The sequence below is a fragment of the Dactylosporangium sp. CS-047395 genome (assembly GCF_050942185.1).
GTDB lineage: Bacteria > Actinomycetota > Actinomycetes > Mycobacteriales > Micromonosporaceae > Dactylosporangium.
In genome coordinates this window covers 9014680-9032847 of record NZ_CP192015.1, presented here as the reverse complement: position 1 = coordinate 9032847, position 18168 = coordinate 9014680, and the positions used below count along the sequence as shown (strand labels likewise).

The window sequence follows — 18168 nt, the reverse complement described above, 5'->3', positions numbered from 1 at the left end:
CCAGCGCGGCCGGCGAAACGGAGCGCGCCGCTCACCGAAGCAGCGCGAAGACGGCGCCGGCGACGATCGCGCCCACCACGGTGCCGACCAGAACCTGGAGCACCGTGTGGTCCTTCAGCACGACCCGCGACCAGCCCACGGCGGCGACGAGCGGGGCGGTGACGAGGAGGATCGGGCCGTACACAAGGGAAAGAATGACGACCGAACCGGCTGCCACCGCGGCGTGGATGGACATCTTCCAGAAGTGGTTGACCAGGGCCGCGACGACCAGGCCGACCCCGCCGGCCACCACCGCGGCCAGGAGTTCGCGGTGCGCGTGGGCCAGGAGCAGGACCACGAAGCCGGCCAGCACGGAACCGAGGCCGACCAGCAGCGGGACGAGCCGCTGCCGCCGGTCGCCGATGTGGTGGTCGGTGAGCCGGCCGGTGCGCACGCCGCGCAGGATGTAGAGGTAGGGCAGCACGCTCTCGAACAGCGCGGCCACCCCGCCGAGGGCCAGGCCGCGCGCGAGGCCGGGCTCCGCGTGCACACCGAGCAGCACGAGCAGCACGGACACCAGCACCGCGGGCGCGAACGCCTCCGTGAAGAAGCGGGCGGCCCGCTGCTTGATCACCGGCGTACCCTAGCAAACCGAGAAAATCTCCGTAAATAGCATTGAATGCCCGAATTCGCTACCGTGTCGCGGTGCGTAGGCGACCGGGCGGCAGCCGGTGACCGTCGACACCCGGCCGCGGCCGCGCCCGGCTGCCCGTACAAGAGCAAAAAAGCCGGAGGAGAAGTTCCGGCCCGACATCGAAGGCCTGCGGGCGGTCGCGGTGCTGCTCGTCGTGCTCGGGCATGCGGGCGTGCCGGGGCTGGCCGGCGGGTACGTCGGCGTCGACGTCTTCTTCGTGATCTCCGGCTTCCTGATCACCCGGCACCTGTTCGAGGAGCGCCGCCGCACCGGCCGGATCCGCTTCGCCGCCTTCTACGGCCGCCGCATGCTCCGGCTGCTGCCCGCCGCCGCGCTCGCCGCCCTGGCCACCGTCGCCGCCGCGTGGGCCTGGTTCTCGCCGATCGCCGCGCGGGCGGTCAGCCTGGACGCGATCACCGCCGCCGTGTACGGCATCAACGTCCGCCTGGCCGCGCAGGGCACCGACTACCTCGACGCCACCCGCGAACCCTCGCCGCTGCAGCACTTCTGGTCCCTGGCCGTCGAGGAGCAGTTCTATCTCGTCTGGCCCGTGCTGCTGGTGCTGGCCGGCGCGACCCGGCGGCGCGCGCTGCTCGCGCTGGGCGGCCTGGCGGCGGTGAGCCTCGCGGTGTGCGCGTGGCAGACGACCGCCGCGCAGCCGTGGGCGTACTTCGGCCTGCAGGCCCGCGCCTGGGAGCTCGCCGTCGGCGGCCTGGTCGCCCTGCTCGCGCCGCGGCTCAAGCACGTGACCTGGGCCGGGCTGGCGCTGATCGGGACGGCCGCCGTCTGGTACGACGACGAGATGGGCCCGGCCGCGCTCCTGCCGGTGGCGGGCGCCGCCCTGGTCGTGGCCGGACGGAGCCGGTGGCTCGGGGTGGCGTTCCTGCGCCGGATCGGGCGGCTGTCGTACGGGTGGTACCTGTGGCACTGGCCCGCGCTGGTCTTCACCGGGCACGTCACCGAGAACCCGTGGCTGCGGCTCGCGGCGGCGTTCGGTGCGCTGGTCCCGGCCTGGCTGTCGCTGCACCTGGTGGAGAACCCGATCCGGTTCGGGCTCCGGTTCCGCGAGCGCGGGCTGCAGCTGGGGGCCGCGGCGACCGCGCTGACCGTCGGGGCGGCGACGATCCTGGTCGGGCTGCCGGTACACGTGGCGGGAACTGGCACGGCCGGCAACACCGCCGCGGCCGTCGTCGCCGCCCCCGCCCACCCCGAGGCCGCGCTCAAGGCGCTGATCGAGGCGGCGGCGGGGCGCACCGCGATGCCCGCGAACCTCACCCCGCCGGTCACCCAGGCCGCCCGCGACACCCCGGCCGGGGACCGCGGCTGCCTCGCCTCGCTCGACGACACCTCGACCGCGAAGGCCCTGCGGCTGGGGTGCGACCGGCACGGCGAGCCGGGCGCGGCCACCACCGTGGTGCTGTTCGGGGACTCGCACACCGAGCAGTGGTTCGAGGCGGTCGACCGGGTGGCGAAGCAGCGGCACTGGCGCCTCGCGGTGCTGGCCAAGAGCGGGTGCACGCCGGCCGAGGCGACGACCACGAAGCTGGGGACGCGTCGCCCGTACCGTGAGTGCAAGACCTGGCGCGAGGACGCCCTCGACGCGATCGAAACGCTCCGTCCGGCCCTCGTGCTGCTCTCGACGCGCACCTACACGGAGCCGCCGGCCGACGCGACGTGGGCCGCCGCGCTCATGAGGACGGCGGAGCGGATCGCCGCGCTCGGCGCCCGCCCCGTCGTGCTGCAGGACACCCCGGACCCGCGGGGCGTCGACGTGCCCGACTGCGTCGCCGCGCACCCCGGAGCGGTGGGGCGCTGCGCGCTGAAGGCCGAGGCCGCGTTGTACCCGAGCCGCCGGGCCGCGATCCAGGACGCGGCCCGGGAGCGGGGCGTCACGGTGCTTGACCCGGCCGACTGGTTCTGCACCGCGACCGTGTGCCCGGCGATCGTCGGCGACACCCTCGTCTACCGCGACGGCAGCCACGTCACCTCGACCTACGTCAGGCTGCTGGCCCCGTTGCTGGCGGCCTCCCTGCCGAGCTGAACCGGCATTCCGGTGAAGCCGCGCAGGGTCAGGCTGTCGCGGCGCTCGGGCCGGCCGGCCAGCGCGATCTCCGGGAACCGGGCGGCCAGGGCCGGCAGGGCGATCCGCGCCTCGAGCCGGGCCAGCGGGGCGCCGAGGCAGTAGTGGATGCCGCCGCCGAAGGACAGCGGCGCGTTGTTCTCCCGGTCCAGCCGCAGCTCGTCCGGGGCGTCGAAGCGCTGCGGGTCGCGGTTGCCGGCGCCGAGGTACGCCACCACGCGCTCGCCCGCCTCGATCGGCAACCCCGCGAGCTCGACGTCGTCGGCGGCGATCCGGCTGGCGATCTGGACCGGGCTGTCGTACCGCAGCAGCTCCTCGACCGCCGCATCGGGCGCCTCGGCCACGCGGGCCAGCCGGCCGGGCTGTTCGAGCAGCGCTACGAGGCCGTTGGCGAGCAGGTTGGTGGTGGTCTCGAAGCCGGCCGCGAAGAGCAGGGCGGCGTTGGAGAGCACCTCCTCGTCGGTGAGCCGGTCGTCGGCCGTCTGCGCCTGGGTGAGGGCGGTCAGCAGGTCGTCGGCGGGCTCCTTGCGGCGCTCGTCGAGCAGGCCGCCGAGGTAGTCGCGGATCGCCGCCGCGGCCGGGTCGGCGGTCGCCAGGATGTCCGGCGTGATCATTTCCAGCACCTGGGTCCAGTCGCGCACCAGGGTCTGGAACTGCGGGCGGTCCGCGGCGGGCACGCCGAGCAGCTCGCCGATGACCGCGACCGGCAGCGGGAACGCGAACCCGCTCACGAAGTCGGCCTCGGGCGCGGCGGCGAGGTCGTCGAGGAGGTCGCCGACCATGCGCTCGATCGCGGGCTGCAGGGCGGCGACGCGGCGGGCGGTGAACGCCGAGCCGACCAGCCGCCGCAGCCGGGTGTGGTCCGGCGGGTTCAGGGTCAGCATGCTCGTCCACAGCTGCAGCAGCGCCGGGTGCTCACGCCAGTCGGGGAAGCCGACGAAGGCCAGCATGTCCGCCGGCATGTGCGCGAAGCGGCCGTCGCGGACCAGGGTCTGGCAGTCGGCGTATCCGGTGACCACGAGCGCGCCGTCGGCGGCCCGCACGATCGGGGAGATCTCGCGGAGCCGGGAGTAGCGCGGGTACGGGTCCTCGCGCCCCGTCATGGTGGTGAGCTCGCCGAGCAGCCGGTCGATTTCGTCGTTCTGCACGATTTCCGCCACGCGGCCAACCATAGCCAACTAACGAAAGTGGCGAATGCGTTCGAACGCCGGGTCGAAGTGCCGCTCCACGCGGGCGCGGCCGTCCTTCCACCAGCCGGCCGCCTCGGCGAGGTCGTCGGCGGCGGGGGAGTCGGCGTCCACGTAGTAGTGCAGGATGCGCGCGCCGCCGCTGGTCTCGTGGGCCAGCAGCACCCCGTCGGCGCCCGCCGCCGTGCTCAGCGCGGTGTCCTCGAACTCGCGCAGCGCCGCCAGCGACTCGGCCTCGGGCAGACCGGCCGGGTTCTGCTCGCGGTAGGGCAGCGTGATGGCGACGTGCGTGTCGAAGCGCGGCCAGCGCACCGGGCGCAGCGGCCGCTGGACGGTGGCGATGATCGGGCCGCCGGCACCCTCGCCGTGCAAGAGGATCCACTGCGGCGTCCGGTACTCCTCACGCAGCGCCTCCACCGCCGCCCCCAGCTCGGCCGGCTCCGCGGCCCCCTCGGGCGGTTCGGTCACCCAGGCGATCTCGCCGATCCACTCCTCGACGCCGTCCTCGCCCAGCAGCCAGTCCAGGGCCAGGAAGGTGACGCTGCGGCGGGCGTCCTCGCCGAGCATCCGGAAGCCGGGGTGGTAGGCGATGACCGCGATCTCGGGGGAGGACTCGTCGCGGGTGAACGCGAAGCGCAGCTGGGCCAGGTCGAGCTGCACGCCCTCGCCGATGCCGATGGAGCCGCCGAGCACCTCCGGGTCGGGCTGGCGGGCGGTGTGGAACTCCCAGGTCGCGTCGGGCGGCGGGGCGAGGGCGCCCCAGCGGGCCACGACCGGCCGCAGCTCGGCCACGCCGGCCGCGGAGACCACGAGGGAGTGCCGGGCGACGGTGCCGCGGTAGAACTCCCACTCCAGGCCCGGGTGGATGTCCTCGACCCGGCGGGAGAACTGCTCGCTGAGCGTCGCCCACTCGCCGGAGGAGATGGCCGCCTCGACGTCGGCCCGCACGGTCGGCCACCAGGTCCAGAAGTCCACGATCGCCGCGTTGTCGCCGGCCTTGCGCTTCGAGCGCCCGAACACCACGCCTCACTCTAGCCGTGAGGCGTGGTGTCCCACGGCTCAGCGCGTGGCCGCGTGCTCCTTCTTGACCGCGTCGGCCAGGTGCGAGGGCATCGGGTCGTGGCGGGAGAAGGCCCGGCTGAACGTGCCCGCGCCCGAGGTCATCGCGCGCAGCTCGACCGCGTAGCGGACCAGCTCGGTCGCCGGCACCTCGGCCCGCACCAGGGTGCGCTCGTGGCCCTCAGGGTCCGGCTCGTTGCCCAGCACCCGGCCGCGCCGGCCGGACAGGTCGCTCATCACCGCGCCGACGAACTCGTCGGGCACCCGGATCGTCACCTCGTCGATCGGCTCCAGCAGCGTGGTCTGGCCCTGCTCGGCCGCCTCGCGCAGGGCGAGCGCGCCGGCCGTCTGGAACGCGGCGTCGGAGGAGTCCACCGAGTGCGCCTTGCCGTCGAAGAGGGTGACGCGCACGTCGACGACCGGGTAACCGGCGACCATGCCCCGCTCCATCTGGGAGCGCACGCCCTTCTCGACCGAGGGGATGTAGTTGTGCGGCACGGCCCCGCCGACGACCTTGTCGACGAACTCGAAGCCGGAGCCGCGGGGCAGCGGCTCGACCTTGATGTCGCAGACCGCGTACTGCCCGTGCCCGCCCGACTGCTTCACGTGCCGCCCGTGCCCGGAGCTCTCCGCGGCGAACGTCTCGCGCAGGGCCACCTTCACCGGCTCGGTGTCCAGCTCCGTGCCGCCGGCCCGCAGCCGGTCGAGGACCACGTCGGCGTGCGCCTCGCCCATGCACCACAGCACCAGCTGGTGCGTCTCGGCGTTGCGCTCCAGCCGCAGCGTCGGGTCCCCGGCGACCAGCCGGCTCAGGTTCTTGGCCAGGGAGTCCTCGTCGGAGCGGGTGCGGGCCACGATCGCGATCGGCAGCAGCGGCTCCGGCATCTCCCACGGGGCCATGAGCAGCGGCTGCTCCTTGGACGAGATCGTGTCGCCGGTCTCGGCGGTGCCCGACTTCGTCACCGCGACCAGGTCGCCGGCCACGGCGTACGGCACCTCGCGCAGGTTGGCCCCGAGCGGCGAGAACAGGTGGGCGAAGCGCTCGTCGGCGTCGTGGTCGGGGTGGCCGCGCTCGGCCATCCCGTGCCCGGAGATGTGCACCGGGGTCTCCGGGCGCAGCGTGCCGGAGAAGACGCGGACCAGGGAGACGCGCCCGACGTACGCGTCGATCGTGGTCTTGACGACCTCGGCCACCAGCGGGCCCTCGGGGTCGCAGGTGAGCGGCTCGCGGGGCTCGCCGTCGACGTCGGTGACCGGCGGCACGTCGTGCTCCAGGGGCGACGGGAAGCCGCTGACCAGCACCTCGAGCAGCGCGTCGAGGCCGACGCGGGTCTCCGCGCAGACCGGCACGACCGGGTAGAACGTGCCGCGGGCGACCGCCTTCTCGAGGTCGTCGATGATGACCCGGGTCTCGATGGTCTCGCCGCCGAGGTAGCGCTCCATGAGCGACTCGTCCTCGCTCTCGGCGATGATCCCCTCGAGCAGCGTGTTGCGGGACTCCTCGATGGCGGGCAGGTGTTCGGCGTCGGGCTCGCGCACCTGGGGCGGGTAGCCGGCCGAGTAGTCGAAGACGCGCTGGGTGATCAGCCCGATGAGGCCCTCGGTGCTCTGGCCGTCGTCGCCGAGCATCGGCAGGTACAACGGCAGCACGTTGTCGCCGAAGACCTCCTGGCACATCTGCAGGGCCTCGTCGAAGTCCGCCCGCTGGTGATCCAGGCGGGTGACGGCCACGGCCCGGGGCATGCCGACGTGGGCGCACTCCTCCCACAGCGCCGCGGTGGCCGCGTCCATGCCGTCGACCGCGGAGACGACGAACAGGGCGGCGTCGGCGGCGCGCAGCCCGGCGCGCAGCTCGCCGACGAAGTCCGCGTAGCCCGGCGTGTCGAGCAGGTTGACCTTCACGCCGTCGTGCAGCAGCGGCGCGCAGGACAGCGTGACCGAGCGCTGCTGCTTCTGGGCCGCCGGATCGTGATCGGTGACCGTGGTGCCCTCGGTCACCACGCCCGCCCGGGGGATCGTGCCGGTCGCCGCCAGCAGCGCCTCGACCAGCGTCGTCTTCCCCGCGCCGGAGTGGCCGACGACCACCACGTTGCGTACCCTGCCGGGATCATCAACCACCGGCGCCGTGCCGGTGACACCCTTCTCCTGGACCTTCTGCGCCATCACGCGCCTCCCGAAAGTCTCGCGACATCTGTGAGCAGTCTCACAGTCACAACCTGTTCACCGATCCCACACCCGAAACATCTCCGACACAAGGGCCGTACGGCCCCGAACGCCCCGCTTCACTCAAGCATCGTGGCGTGTCCCACGTGCCGGTATCGGGCAAGCTCCGCCCCGGTTATCGTGAGAGCGCCATGGCGAAGATCCTCAGCGTAGTCAGCCGGGCCGGACTGGCCCGCGTCCTGGACCCCGTCGCCGCCGCACTGCTGCGTCTCGGGGTCACCCCGAACGCCGTGACGGTGGTCGGCACCCTCGGCGTGCTCGTCGGCGCCCTCGGGTGGGCCACGCGCGGCCACCTGTTCACCGCGCTCGTTATCATCACCGTGAGCTGCTTCACGGACATGATCGACGGCTCGATGGCCCGCCAGCGCGGGATCACCAACAAGTTCGGCGCGTTGCTGGACTCCTCGATGGACCGCATCGCCGACGGGGCGATCTTCGGGGCGGTCGCCTTCTGGTACGCCACCCAGCACCAGCCGCGGGTCGTCGCGGCCGCGCTGCTGTGCCTGCTCACCGGCCAGGTCGTGTCGTACGTCAAGGCCCGCGCCGAGGGGCTCGGGTTCAACTGCAACGTGGGCATCATCGAGCGGGCCGAACGCCTCGTCGGCATCGGCATCGGCGGCCTGCTGTGGACGTTCCACGTGCCGTACGGCCTCGAGATCGTGATGTGGGTGCTGGGCGCGCTGTCGATCGTGACCATCGGCCAGCGCATCGGCACCGTGTACCGCCAGGCGTACGCGCCCGAGCGGGTCGACGCCCGGTGAACGTCGTCGAGCTGGGCTACGGCGCCGCGTTCAACCTTCTGCCGCGGCTGCCGCGCGGGGTGACCTGGCCGCTGTTCGCGGCGGCGGCGTCGTCGGGGCACCGGGGGTACCGTCGCGGAAAACCGGGTAGAGGGACCGCCACGCTGGCCAGGAACCTGCGACGGGTGGTCGGACCCGACATGCCGGAGGACGAGTTCGAGCGGCTGATGCTGCGGGCCCTGCGGTCCTATTCGCGCTACTACCTCGAGGCGTTCCGGCTGCCCGCCCGCACCAAGGAGCAGATCCTCAGCGGCTTCCGGCTGGAGCGCGGCGAGCTGCTCGGGCAGAACCACGCGGCGGGCATCGGCTCCGTGGTCGCCCTGCCGCACGCGGGCAACTGGGACGCGGCCGGGGCGTGGGTCGCGGCCAAGGGATGGCCGATCACGACCGTGGCCGAAAGACTCAAGCCCGAGAGTGTGTACCAGAAGTTCCTCGCCTTCCGCCGCTCGCTCGGCATGGAGATCCTGCCGCTGACCGGCGGTCCACGCCCGACGTTCGACGTGCTCGAGGAGCGGCTGCGCGACGACGCCGCCGTGGTGCCGCTGCTCGCCGACCGCGACCTCACCCCGCGCGGGGTCGACGTGGAGTTCTTCGGCGGGCGCACCCGCATGCCCGCCGGGCCGGCGCTGCTCGCGCTGCGGACCGGGGCGCCGCTGTACGTGGCGCACATGTGGTTCGATCCGGATGCGGCGGCCGGATATCTGGACGGCCCGATCCCGATGCCGGGCGCGGACGAGGGACCGCTCGACGCCCGGGTGCGGATCGTCACCCAGCGGGTCGCCGACTCCTTCGCCGAGGGCATCGCGCGGCACCCGGAGGACTGGCACATGCTCCAGCGGTTCTGGCTCGACGAGCCGGCCGTCAGCACCGTGGCCTGAGGGGAGGGGCGTTGCGCATCGGGATCGTCTGCCCGTACTCGTTCGACGTGCCCGGCGGGGTGCAGAACCACGTGCGCGACCTCGCCGAGACGCTCATCGCGCTCGGCCATCACGTCAGCGTCCTGGCGCCCGGCGACGAGGAGGGCATGACCCTGCCGTACGTCGTGCCGGCCGGGCGCACGGTGCCGGTGCCGTACAACGGCTCGGTCGCCCGCGTCTCCTTCGGGCTGATCTCCGCGACCCGGGTCCGGCGCTGGCTGGCCGCGGGGCGCTTCGACGTGCTGCACGTGCACGAGCCGCTCATCCCGTCGCTGTCGATGCTCGCCGTGCTCTCCGCGCGCGGCCCAGTGGTGGCCACGTTCCACACCGCGATGACCCGCTCGCGCGCCCTCGCGGCCGCGCAGGGGGTGCTGCAGCTGGTGCTGGAGAAGATTACCGGGCGGATCGCGGTCAGCGAGCTGGCGCGCAAGGTCCAGGTGGAGCACCTGGGTGGCAGCGCGTGGGAGATTCCGAACGGGGTGCAGGCTTCGAAGTACCGTGGCGCCGTGCCCTTGCCCGGATGGCCCGGGCCCGGTGGTGCGCTGGGCTTCATCGGGCGGTTCACCGAGCCGCGCAAGGGCTTCAAGTATCTGCTGACCGCGTTCGGGGAACTGGCCGCCTCCCGTCCCGGCCTGCGCCTGCTCGTGGCCGGACCGGGTGACCCAGCTGACGTGCTCGACGGCTTCGCCTTCGCCGACCGGGTGATCTTCCTGGGGAAGGTGTCGGAGGAGGACAAGGCGCGGATGCTGCGCAGCGTCGACCTCTACGTGGCGCCCAACACCGGCGGCGAGTCGTTCGGCATGATCCTCACCGAGGCGATGGCGGCCGGCACCCCGGTCCTCGCCAGCGAGCTCGACGCGTTCCGCCGGGTGCTCGACGGCGGTGCGGCCGGGGCGCTGTTCCCGGTCGGCGACGCGGCCGCCCTGGCCCGCACGGCCGCGGAGCTGCTCGACGATCCGGCCCGGCGGGCCGCGCTGGCCGCCCGCGGGTCCGAGGTGGTGGCCGCCTACGACTGGCCGGTGGTCGCCGAGCGGGTGCTCGAGGTGTACTCCACCGCCATCGAGGTTGCCGGAGCGACCGTGCAGGAATCCGTCCCGTAGGCTGCGGCGCATGTGGTGGGTGATCGCGGTTGTGGCCCTTGTGGTCGCGGTGGCCACCTACCTGACGTGGCTCGCGGCCCGGGTCGACCGGCTGCACGCGCGGGCGGCGGCGGCGTACGCCACGCTCGACGCCCACCTCGTCCGGCGCGCGGCCGCCGCGGTGGCCCTGGCGGAGGCGGCGCAGCTGCCCACCCTCATGTACGCGGCCAAGATCGCCCTGGACGCCCAGCCGGACGATCGCGAGGTGGCCGAGAACGACCTGACCCGGCACCTGCGCAACGGTTTCGGCGGGGCGGCCTCCCCGCCGGCCGAGGTCGTGGACACGTTGGTGCAGGTCAGCCGCCGGGTGGCGCTGGCCCGGCAGGTGCACAACGACTGTGTCCGGGACGCGCTGGGGGTACGGCGGCGCGGGCTGGTGCGGGTGTTCCGCCTGGCCAGGAAACATCCGGTACCAGCGTATTTCGACGTCGACGACCCCTCGTTGAGCTGATTTGTGGGCCGCCGGGTTCTCATTGGCCGTCGGGCTGGGGGATGGCGGGAGCGTAAACTTGCGGGTGAATCCAGCTTCCCTGTAAGGAGTGCGTCGCCGTGTCCTCACCCAGTTCGCCGGTCACCGGCACCGCCCGCGTCAAGCGCGGCATGGCCGAGATGCTCAAGGGCGGCGTCATCATGGACGTCGTCACGCCCGAGCAGGCCAAGATCGCGGAGGACGCCGGCGCCGTCGCCGTGATGGCGCTCGAGCGGGTCCCCGCCGACATCCGCGCCCAGGGCGGCGTGTCCCGCATGAGCGACCCCGACATGATCGACGGGATCATCAACGCGGTCTCGATCCCGGTCATGGCGAAGGCGCGCATCGGGCACTTCGTCGAGGCCCAGGTCCTCCAGGCGCTCGGCGTCGACTACGTCGACGAGTCCGAGGTGCTCACCCCGGCCGACTATGCCAACCACATCGACAAGTGGGCGTTCACGGTGCCGTTCGTGTGCGGCGCCACCAACCTCGGCGAGGCGCTGCGGCGCATCAACGAGGGCGCGGCGATGATCCGCTCAAAGGGCGAGGCCGGCACCGGCGACGTCTCCAACGCCACCACCCACATGCGCAAGATCCGCGGCGAGATCCGCCGGCTGACGTCGCTGCCCGAGGACGAGCTGTTCGTGGCGGCCAAGGAGCTCCAGGCGCCGTACGAGCTGGTCAAGGAGATCGCCGAGACCGGCAAGCTCCCCGTGGTGCTGTTCACCGCCGGCGGCATCGCCACGCCCGCCGACGCCGCGATGATGATGCAGCTCGGCGCCGAGGGCGTCTTCGTCGGCTCGGGCATCTTCAAGTCCGGCAACCCGCAGCAGCGCGCGGCCGCGATCGTCAAGGCGACCACGTTCCACGACGACCCCGACGTGCTGGCCAAGGTCTCCCGCGGCCTGGGCGAGGCGATGGTCGGCATCAACGTCGACGAGATCGCCCAGCCGCACCGCCTCGCCGAGCGGGGCTGGTGACCCCCTCTTGATCATCGGTGTGCTCGCCCTGCAGGGCGATACCCGTGAACACCTGCACGCGGTGGCCGATCTCGACGCGATCGGCCGCCCCGTGCGCCGCCCCGAAGAGCTGGACGATCTCGACGGCCTGATCATCCCCGGCGGCGAGTCGACCACCATGAGCAAGCTGGCGGTCGAGTTCGGCCTTCTGGAGCCGTTGCGCAAGCGGATCGCCGGTGGGCTTCCGGTGTACGGCTCCTGCGCCGGAATGATCATGCTCGCCTCGACGATCCTGGACGGCCGCGCCGATCAGGTCCCGTTCGGTGGCATCGACATGACCGTCCGCCGCAACGCCTTCGGCCGCCAGGTCGATTCGTTCGAGGGCAGTGTGGACATTTCGGGCATCGACGGGGGCGCTTTTCACGCGGTCTTCATCCGCGCGCCGTGGGTCGAAGAGGTTTCCGACGCCGTCGAGGTACTGGGCCGCGTGAATGATGGCCCCGCCGCCGGTAGGATTGTCGCGGTTCGGCAGGAGCACCTGCTCGCGACGTCCTTCCACCCCGAGCTCACCGGCGACCTACGCGTCCATCGGTACTTCGTGGAGATGGTCCGTGAGGCGGGTCAGACGACGGAGGGTTAGGCATGTCGGGGCACTCAAAATGGGCGACCACCAAGCACAAGAAGGCGGTCATCGACGCCAAGCGTGGGAAGCTCTTCGCCCGCCTGATCAAGAACGTCGAGGTGGCCGCCCGCACGGGCGGCGGTGACCCGGCCGGCAACCCGACCCTCTTCGACGCCATCCAGAAGGCCAAGAAGAACTCGGTCCCCAACGACAACATCAACAACGCCGTCAAGCGCGGCAGCGGCCTCATCGGCGGCGGCGCCGACTGGCAGACCGCCATGTACGAGGGCTACGGCCCCAACGGCGTCGCCATCCTCATCGAGTGCCTGACGGACAACCGCAACCGCGCCTCCACGGAGGTCCGCGTGGCCCTGACCCGCAACGGCGGCAACCTGGCCGACGCGGGCAGCGTCTCGTACATGTTCACCCGCAAGGGTGTCGTGATCGTCCCCAAGGCCGGCGAACTGACCGAGGACGACCTGCTCATGGCCGTGCTCGACGCCGGCGCCGAGGAGGTCAACGACCTGGGCGAGGCCTTCGAGATCATCTCCGAGGCGAGCGACCTGGTCCCGGTGCGCACGGCCCTGCAGGACGCGGGCATCGACTACGAGAGCGCCGAGTCCTCGTTCGTCCCGAGCGTCACCGTGCCCCTCGACGAGGAAGGCGCCCGCAAGGTCTTCAAGGTGATCGACGCCCTGGAGGACTGCGACGACGTGCAGAACGTGTACGCCAACTTCGACGTCTCGGACGAGGTCATGGCCCTGGTCGAGGCCTGATACCGCGCTGCTCTGCAACTGGCGCCCCCGCCTTCGGGCCGGGGCGCCTTTTGCTTGTCTGAGCCAAGGTGGCCCTATGGCCAGATGGCTCCTATGATCGGGGCGAGGGAGGTGACCACATGACCGAAACCATCGCCGAGGTGGCGATCGAAACCGAGCTGGACCAGGAACTCCTGGAAGAAGCTCAACGGCATCTCAATGGCGCCACGCCGGAAGAAGCCCTGAGCGCCGCCGTGCGCGGCTACCTGCCGAAGGAAAAGCTCGACGCGGCTCTGCGCCACTTCGTCGAGGACTGGCGGGAACGAAGAGGCAGGGCCTTCGACCGGCTGCAGGACCTGGCCGACGAGGGCGTCTTCGACTTCTCCGCAATCGACGAGGTCGACGAGTGAAGTATCTGGTCGACACCAGCGCACTGATCCGGATCCACCGTCATCAGGCCGACCCGGTCTGGCGAGAGGTCGCGCGGCGTGGCCTCATCATGCTCTGCGAGCCCGTCCTCGCCGAAGCCATGCACGTGGCCGACGACAGGAGACACGCGGAGACGGAAGCCGAGTTCCACGACACTTACATCGTGACCACGGTTCCCGACCGCGTGTGGAACGTGATGGGCGGCATCCGTCACGAACTCGTCGGGAATGGCGTGTTTCGCGGGGTGTCGCTCGTCGATCAGCTCGTGGCGGCGACGGCGATCATCCTGAGGCTCGAAGTGCTGCATGAGGACCACGACTTCGAGACGGTCGCGCGGTACGTGCCCGAACTTCGACAGCGTCGTCTCAGCGCCGGCGTCGCATAGTGAAGAGCGTGGCGCCCCGCGGCGACGGGGCGCCACTTTGTCAGGCTGTCGCGGGTGCCGGTTCCAAGGCCGGTTCGGGCCGTGGGCGGGTCAGTGGGGCCAGGGCGGCCAGGAACAGGGCCGGGCTCAGCAAACTCAGCGGACCGACGCCCAGCACCAGGAACGCGGCCACGCCCGCGGCCATCAGGGCCGGGGTCCACCACCTGGCGCGGCGGCGGACCGCGGCCATGACGGTCACGGCGACCAACCCCAGCAGCGTCAGAACCATGCCCGGCAGGACCCAGCCGAAGGTGAACGGCGCGTACTCGCCGATCGCGGCGTCGACGCGTTCCGCCGTGGCGCGGTCCAGGGACGTTGCCGCCGCGATGGTGGTGTAGTCGCCGACCATCAGGGACGAGAAGTTGATCATGGCCAGGGCGGTCAGGGTGCCGAGCCAGCCCGGGGCGAGGTGGAGTGCCACCGGGATGAAGGCGACCCACGCCAAGTGCAGCAGCAGGGCGCTCGCCTGGGCCTGGGCCGGGTGGGCCAGGGAGCCGTCCAGGCCCGGGGAGAAGCCGGGGACCGTGGCCAGGCCCGCGGCGAACAGCAGCGGGGCCGCGATCATGCAGACCCGGGACGCGCGCTCCGTGAACGGGTCCGGGGTCGGGGTCAGGCGGAAGGCGGCCACCGAATACGCGGCCAGCATCACCGCCGGGCCCAGCAGGGACAGGGGCAGGGGCGAGATGGCGAACAGGAAGTACAAGGCCGTGCCCAGCAGGGCCGCGGCCGCCGTCCACCAGGTGATGACCCGGGCGTACGCCGCGGCCACGGGGGTCAGCACCAGGGCCACGGCCCAGCCCAGCAGGCCCGGGACCTGCCAGCCCCACTGGGCCCAGGAGAGCGCCTGGAAGGCCTCATCCGCTCGGCGGACCGCGTCGTCCGGGACGGTCTGTTCCAGGGCCAGGATCCACAGGTCGGCGGCCATCAGGGCGGCGAACGTGGTCAGGCCCAGGACCGCCGCCACCCAGGCGATCCGGGCCAGGAACACGCCCCGGGTGCGGATCGGGGCCAGCAGGGCCAGCAGGCCGGGGACGAACAGGGCCCAGGCCGTGTGCAGCAGCACCGCGTGCCACTGCAGGGCCTCGGGATGCTGTCGGTACACCCCGTAGCCCTGCGCGTCGCCCAGGGCCGGGTCGACGGCCGTGGCGAGCAGCAGGCAGAGCGGGGCCAGTATCAGCAGAAGCCGCATGCGGTCCTCCAAAGCGAGATTTGAGACCGCGAACGGTAGGAACCGGCGCACGGAAAAGCGTCCGCCTGCAGGTGGAGAGTCGGTCATCCGGCGGACTGGTCCGCGGGACCACCCGGCGGTCGTAGCGTCTGCCCTATGCGCGGAGGACGGCGGCTCGATCTGGTGGTGACGGCGGGGTTCGTCGCGTTCGCGCTCGTCGAAGAGAGCGTCGTGCGGATGCCCGGCGGGTGGTGGCCGTTCGCGCTCGCCGTCTTCGCGGTGCTGGTCGGGCTGCGGCGGCGGGTGCCGCTCATCGGGCTGGCCGCGAGTTGCATCCATGCCAATGGGGCCTTCTACGCCGAAGACCAGGCTGGGATCGTCTCGTACCGGCTGTGGCAGCTCGCCGCCATGATGATTTTCGCGTTCACGGCGGGGCGGCACCTCGACGGGCGCCGGAAGTGGGTCGGGCTGGCGCTCGTCGTCGGGGTCGGGGTGACGTACTGGAGCGTTGATCCGGCCGATCCGATGGGGTCGTTCTTCTTCCCGCTGGCGCCGTGGGGGCTCGGGGTGGCGCTCGCCGTGCAGCAGCGGCGGAGCGCCGACGCCGCCAGTGCCCGGGCCGCGATCCGGGAGCAGCGGGCCCGGGAAGCCGTGATGGAGGAGCGCGTGCGGATCGCGCGGGAGCTGCACGACATGGTCGCGCACAGTGTCACCGTCATGGTGATTCAAGCCGGTGTCGTACGGCGACGCCTCGACGCCGGCCTCGACGTCGACGCGGACCTGCTGCGCAGCATCGAGTCCTCGGGGCGGGACGCGGTGGGGGAGCTGCGGCGCACCCTCGGGCTGCTGCGCGGCGAAGGGGCGGCCGATCCGCCGGTGGGGCTGGAGCGGCTCGACGAGCTGCTGGCCCAGATGCGGGAAGCCGGGCTCGACGTGCGGCTGACCCGGGAAGGGGCGTCGGTGGCGCTGGCGCCGGCGGCGGATCTGTCGGCGTACAGGATCGTGCAGGAGGCCCTCACCAACGTGCTCAAGCACGCGGGGCCGACCAGTGTGACGGTCGCGGTGCGGTACGCGGGCGACGGGCTCCACCTCACCGTGAGCGACGCCGGCGGACGGGCCACGGCCAGGCTGCAGGGCACCGGGCAGGGGCTGATCGGGATGCGGGAGCGGGCCATGCTGTTCGGCGGGGAGCTGGAGGCCGGGCCGCAACGTGAAGGCGGGTTTCGCGTGCACGCGCGACTGCCGACGCCGGCATGAGAGGGGGCGACGCCGGCGGGCGGGCGATCAAGGTCGTGGTCGCCGACGACCAGAAGATGGTGCGGGCCGGGCTGCGGATGGTGATCGAGACCGAGCCCGACATGGCGGTGGTGGGCGAGGCCGGGGATGGGGCCGAGGCGGTGAGCCTCGCGCGGCGGCTGCGGCCCGACGTGGTGCTGATGGACATCGCCATGCCGCGGCAGGACGGGCTGGCCGCGACCCGGGCGCTGCTCAAGCAGCCGGAGCCGCCGCGGATCGTGGTGCTCACCACGTTCGACACCGACGAGAACCTGTACAACGCGCTGCGGGCCGGGGCCAGCGGGTTCCTGCTCAAGGTCTCCTCGCCGGAGCACCTGATCACCGCGATCCGGGTCGTGGCGAGCGGCGAGGCGCTGCTCGACCCGGCGGTGACCACGCGGGTGATCGCCGCCTTCGCGGGCGGGCCCGGGCCGCAGCCGCCGCCCGAGCTGGGCGAGCTGACCGCCCGCGAGACGGACGTGCTGCGGCTGATGGCCCGGGGGCGGTCCAACGCCGAGATCGCCGCCGCGCTCGTGCTGGGCGAGGCGACGGTCAAGACGCACGTGGCCCGGGTGCTGCAGAAGCTGAACCTGCGCGATCGCGTTCAGGCCGTCGTGTACGCGTACGAGTCCGGCCTGATCCGCGCCGGCTCGAGCTAGACGGGGCGAATCTCAGTCGAGGGCCACGCGCAGGTGGCGCGGGCCGCGGAGGACGGCGCTCAGGCGGTACACCGGCGGGTCTTCCAGAAGACGGGCCCGGGCGAGGACCGGCGCGAGGGCGGTGATCGCGACCTGCGCCTCCAGGCGGGCCAGCGGCGCGCCGAAGCAGTAGTGGATGCCGTCGCCGAAGCCGAGGTGCTGGGCCGGGACGCGGTCGGGGTCGAAGCGGTCCGGGTCCGGGAACTGCTCGGGATCGCGGTTGCCCGCCGCCAGGACCAGGGTGATGTTCGCGCCCTTGGGGATCGTGGTGCCGGCGACCGGGATGTCGGCCAGGGCCTTGCGCCACGTCAGCATCTGCACCGGCGGGTCGTAGCGCAGCACCTCCTCGATGAACGGCACCACGATGCCCGGCTCGTCGAGCAGGCGCTCCAGCCACAGCGGCTGGCGCAGCAGGACCAGCGAGCTGTTCGCGATGAGGTTCACCGTGGTCTCGTGGCCGGCGATGAGCAGCAGCATCGCGGTGCTCACCAGCTCCGCGCGGTTCATCCGGCCGTCGGGGCCGTCGTCGGTGGCCAGGGCGGTGAGCAGGTCGCCGCCGACACCGGCCAGCACGCTCTCCTCGGCCGCCGCGCCCGGGAGCCCGTGACCGGGGGCGGGGCGGGTGATGAGGCTCTCGCTGGGGTCGGTGGCGCCGCGGTCGGCGATGTGGCCGCCGTCGTCGGGCGGGCCGAGGTGGCGGTCGACGAGCTCGCCGATGTACCGGGCCAGATCCGCCAGCGCCGCCCGGTCCGGCTCGACGGCGACCAGGGCCTCGTCGATCCAGGCGCGGAACTTGGGCTCGTCGGCCAGCGGCACCCCGAGCAGCGCGCAGATGACACGGACCGGCAGCGGGTACGCGAACTGGTCCACGATGTCCACAGTGGACTTCGGCAGGTCGGACACCAGCGACTGGGCCAGCTCGCGCAGGGCCGGTTCGAGGTCGGCGACGCGGTGCGGGGTGTGCGGCGGGCCGAACGGCCGGGTGGCCAGGCGGCGCATGCGGTCGTGGGCCGGCGGGTCGAGCCGCAGGAAGCTCGGCGGCAACCCGACGAGGTCGGACGTGGCGCCGGACGACGAGATCTCCGAGAGCTCCTCGATGTCGGCCGAGCTGAGCCGCGGATCGTGCAGCAGCGCGGTGATCGCGTCGAAGGTGCTCACCACGTAGGTGCCGTCCGGCGTCTGCGAGACGGGCGTGCGGCGCAGCGAGGTCAGCAGCGGGTACGGGTCGTGGCGGTTCACGGGGTCCAGCACGGCGCCGAAGACGGAGCCGACCGCGGTCGTCATAGGGGTA

Annotated in this window: 18 protein-coding genes; 12 read left to right on the top strand and 6 right to left on the bottom strand. The window is 72.5% G+C overall.

Features of this window, described 5'->3' with window-relative positions:
• Positions 1–31 precede the first annotated feature (31 nt).
• On the bottom strand, positions 32–613 hold the full coding sequence (locus tag ACQP00_RS42190) for a phosphatase PAP2 family protein (RefSeq protein ID WP_433207848.1): 582 nt from the start codon (positions 611–613) through the stop codon (positions 32–34).
• A 97-nt stretch (positions 614–710) separates the two neighbouring features.
• Between ACQP00_RS42190 and ACQP00_RS42185 the strand changes: the two genes are divergently transcribed.
• The gene (locus tag ACQP00_RS42185; protein ID WP_433207845.1) at positions 711–2714 is read left to right on the top strand and encodes an acyltransferase family protein; all 2004 of its coding nucleotides are present in this window, start codon (positions 711–713) and stop codon (positions 2712–2714) included.
• Here ACQP00_RS42185 and ACQP00_RS42180 read toward each other — a convergent pair.
• The 3 genes from ACQP00_RS42180 to ACQP00_RS42170 form a co-directional block, all read right to left on the bottom strand.
• The gene (locus ACQP00_RS42180) at positions 2666–3856 is read right to left on the bottom strand and encodes a cytochrome P450 (RefSeq protein WP_433224187.1); all 1191 of its coding nucleotides are present in this window, start codon (positions 3854–3856) and stop codon (positions 2666–2668) included. The two genes, ACQP00_RS42185 and ACQP00_RS42180, sit on opposite strands and share 49 nt — an antisense overlap.
• Before the next feature lie 75 nt (positions 3857–3931).
• Complete coding sequence (locus tag ACQP00_RS42175; RefSeq protein ID WP_433207842.1) at positions 3932–4960, bottom strand: DUF695 domain-containing protein; 1029 nt, start codon at positions 4958–4960, stop codon at positions 3932–3934.
• 39 nt (positions 4961–4999) lie between these two features.
• Positions 5000–7162: an elongation factor G-like protein EF-G2 gene (locus tag ACQP00_RS42170; RefSeq protein WP_433207839.1), complete on the bottom strand. Its 2163-nt coding sequence runs from the start codon at positions 7160–7162 to the stop codon at positions 5000–5002.
• A 191-nt stretch (positions 7163–7353) separates the two neighbouring features.
• On the opposite strand from ACQP00_RS42170, the gene pgsA reads away from it, so the two are divergent.
• The 9 genes from pgsA to ACQP00_RS42125 all read left to right on the top strand — a co-directional run bounded on the left by pgsA (position 7354) and on the right by ACQP00_RS42125 (position 13697).
• Positions 7354–7983 carry a phosphatidylinositol phosphate synthase gene (gene pgsA, locus ACQP00_RS42165; protein ID WP_433207836.1) on the top strand — a complete coding sequence of 210 codons (630 nt, stop codon included), beginning with the start codon at positions 7354–7356 and terminating at the stop codon, positions 7981–7983.
• Positions 7980–8900: a phosphatidylinositol mannoside acyltransferase gene (locus tag ACQP00_RS42160; protein WP_433207833.1), complete on the top strand. Its 921-nt coding sequence runs from the start codon at positions 7980–7982 to the stop codon at positions 8898–8900. Before pgsA ends, ACQP00_RS42160 begins: the two co-directional genes overlap by 4 nt.
• A gap of 11 nt (positions 8901–8911) precedes the next feature.
• Complete coding sequence (locus tag ACQP00_RS42155) at positions 8912–10039, top strand: glycosyltransferase family 4 protein (RefSeq protein WP_433207830.1); 1128 nt, start codon at positions 8912–8914, stop codon at positions 10037–10039.
• Between the two features lie 10 nt (positions 10040–10049).
• Positions 10050–10529, top strand: a complete 480-nt coding sequence (locus ACQP00_RS42150; RefSeq protein ID WP_433048488.1) for a hypothetical protein — start codon at positions 10050–10052, stop codon at positions 10527–10529.
• Positions 10530–10678: 149 nt separating this feature from the next.
• Positions 10679–11527 carry a pyridoxal 5'-phosphate synthase lyase subunit PdxS gene (gene pdxS, locus ACQP00_RS42145; protein WP_433224185.1) on the top strand — a complete coding sequence of 283 codons (849 nt, stop codon included), beginning with the start codon at positions 10679–10681 and terminating at the stop codon, positions 11525–11527.
• A gap of 7 nt (positions 11528–11534) precedes the next feature.
• On the top strand, positions 11535–12146 hold the full coding sequence (pdxT, locus tag ACQP00_RS42140; protein WP_433207827.1) for a pyridoxal 5'-phosphate synthase glutaminase subunit PdxT: 612 nt from the start codon (positions 11535–11537) through the stop codon (positions 12144–12146).
• Between the two features lie 2 nt (positions 12147–12148).
• Complete coding sequence (locus ACQP00_RS42135; RefSeq protein WP_433048485.1) at positions 12149–12904, top strand: YebC/PmpR family DNA-binding transcriptional regulator; 756 nt, start codon at positions 12149–12151, stop codon at positions 12902–12904.
• Positions 12905–13023: 119 nt separating this feature from the next.
• Complete coding sequence (locus tag ACQP00_RS42130; RefSeq protein ID WP_433207824.1) at positions 13024–13293, top strand: hypothetical protein; 270 nt, start codon at positions 13024–13026, stop codon at positions 13291–13293.
• The gene (locus ACQP00_RS42125; protein ID WP_433207821.1) at positions 13290–13697 is read left to right on the top strand and encodes a PIN domain-containing protein; all 408 of its coding nucleotides are present in this window, start codon (positions 13290–13292) and stop codon (positions 13695–13697) included. The genes ACQP00_RS42130 and ACQP00_RS42125 overlap by 4 nt, the downstream gene beginning before the upstream one ends.
• Before the next feature lie 40 nt (positions 13698–13737).
• Here ACQP00_RS42125 and ACQP00_RS42120 read toward each other — a convergent pair whose 3' ends face one another.
• Entirely contained in the window at positions 13738–14925 is a 1188-nt protein-coding gene (locus tag ACQP00_RS42120; RefSeq protein ID WP_433207818.1) for a hypothetical protein, read from the bottom strand.
• Positions 14926–15060: 135 nt separating this feature from the next.
• Here ACQP00_RS42120 and ACQP00_RS42115 point away from each other — a divergent pair, with 135 nt between their 5' ends.
• Both ACQP00_RS42115 and ACQP00_RS42110 read left to right on the top strand, forming a co-directional pair.
• Positions 15061–16161 carry a sensor histidine kinase gene (locus ACQP00_RS42115; protein WP_433207815.1) on the top strand — a complete coding sequence of 367 codons (1101 nt, stop codon included), beginning with the start codon at positions 15061–15063 and terminating at the stop codon, positions 16159–16161.
• Positions 16158–16838 carry a response regulator gene (locus ACQP00_RS42110; protein WP_433207812.1) on the top strand — a complete coding sequence of 227 codons (681 nt, stop codon included), beginning with the start codon at positions 16158–16160 and terminating at the stop codon, positions 16836–16838. Before ACQP00_RS42115 ends, ACQP00_RS42110 begins: the two co-directional genes overlap by 4 nt.
• Positions 16839–16850: 12 nt before the next feature.
• Here ACQP00_RS42110 and ACQP00_RS42105 read toward each other — a convergent pair whose 3' ends face one another.
• Positions 16851–18161 carry a cytochrome P450 gene (locus ACQP00_RS42105; protein ID WP_433207809.1) on the bottom strand — a complete coding sequence of 437 codons (1311 nt, stop codon included), beginning with the start codon at positions 18159–18161 and terminating at the stop codon, positions 16851–16853.
• Between the last annotated feature and the right edge of the window lie 7 nt (positions 18162–18168).

Bases quoted from the DNA above. Each gene is read 5' to 3' on its own strand.
- ACQP00_RS42180 (WP_433224187.1), bottom strand. From the start codon at position 3,856: ATGACGGGGCGCGAGGACCCGTACCCGCGCTACTCCCGGCTCCGCGAG.
- ACQP00_RS42170 (WP_433207839.1), bottom strand. From the start codon at position 7,162: ATGGCGCAGAAGGTCCAGGAGAAGGGTGTCACCGGCACGGCGCCGGTG.
- pgsA (WP_433207836.1), top strand. From the start codon at position 7,354: ATGGCGAAGATCCTCAGCGTAGTCAGCCGGGCCGGACTGGCCCGCGTC.
- ACQP00_RS42150 (WP_433048488.1), top strand. From the start codon at position 10,050: ATGTGGTGGGTGATCGCGGTTGTGGCCCTTGTGGTCGCGGTGGCCACC.
- pdxS (WP_433224185.1), top strand. From the start codon at position 10,679: ATGGCCGAGATGCTCAAGGGCGGCGTCATCATGGACGTCGTCACGCCC.
- ACQP00_RS42135 (WP_433048485.1), top strand. From the start codon at position 12,149: ATGTCGGGGCACTCAAAATGGGCGACCACCAAGCACAAGAAGGCGGTC.
- ACQP00_RS42130 (WP_433207824.1), top strand. From the start codon at position 13,024: ATGACCGAAACCATCGCCGAGGTGGCGATCGAAACCGAGCTGGACCAG.
- ACQP00_RS42120 (WP_433207818.1), bottom strand. From the start codon at position 14,925: ATGCGGCTTCTGCTGATACTGGCCCCGCTCTGCCTGCTGCTCGCCACG.
- ACQP00_RS42115 (WP_433207815.1), top strand. From the start codon at position 15,061: ATGCGCGGAGGACGGCGGCTCGATCTGGTGGTGACGGCGGGGTTCGTC.
- ACQP00_RS42110 (WP_433207812.1), top strand. From the start codon at position 16,158: ATGAGAGGGGGCGACGCCGGCGGGCGGGCGATCAAGGTCGTGGTCGCC.
- ACQP00_RS42105 (WP_433207809.1), bottom strand. From the start codon at position 18,161: ATGACGACCGCGGTCGGCTCCGTCTTCGGCGCCGTGCTGGACCCCGTG.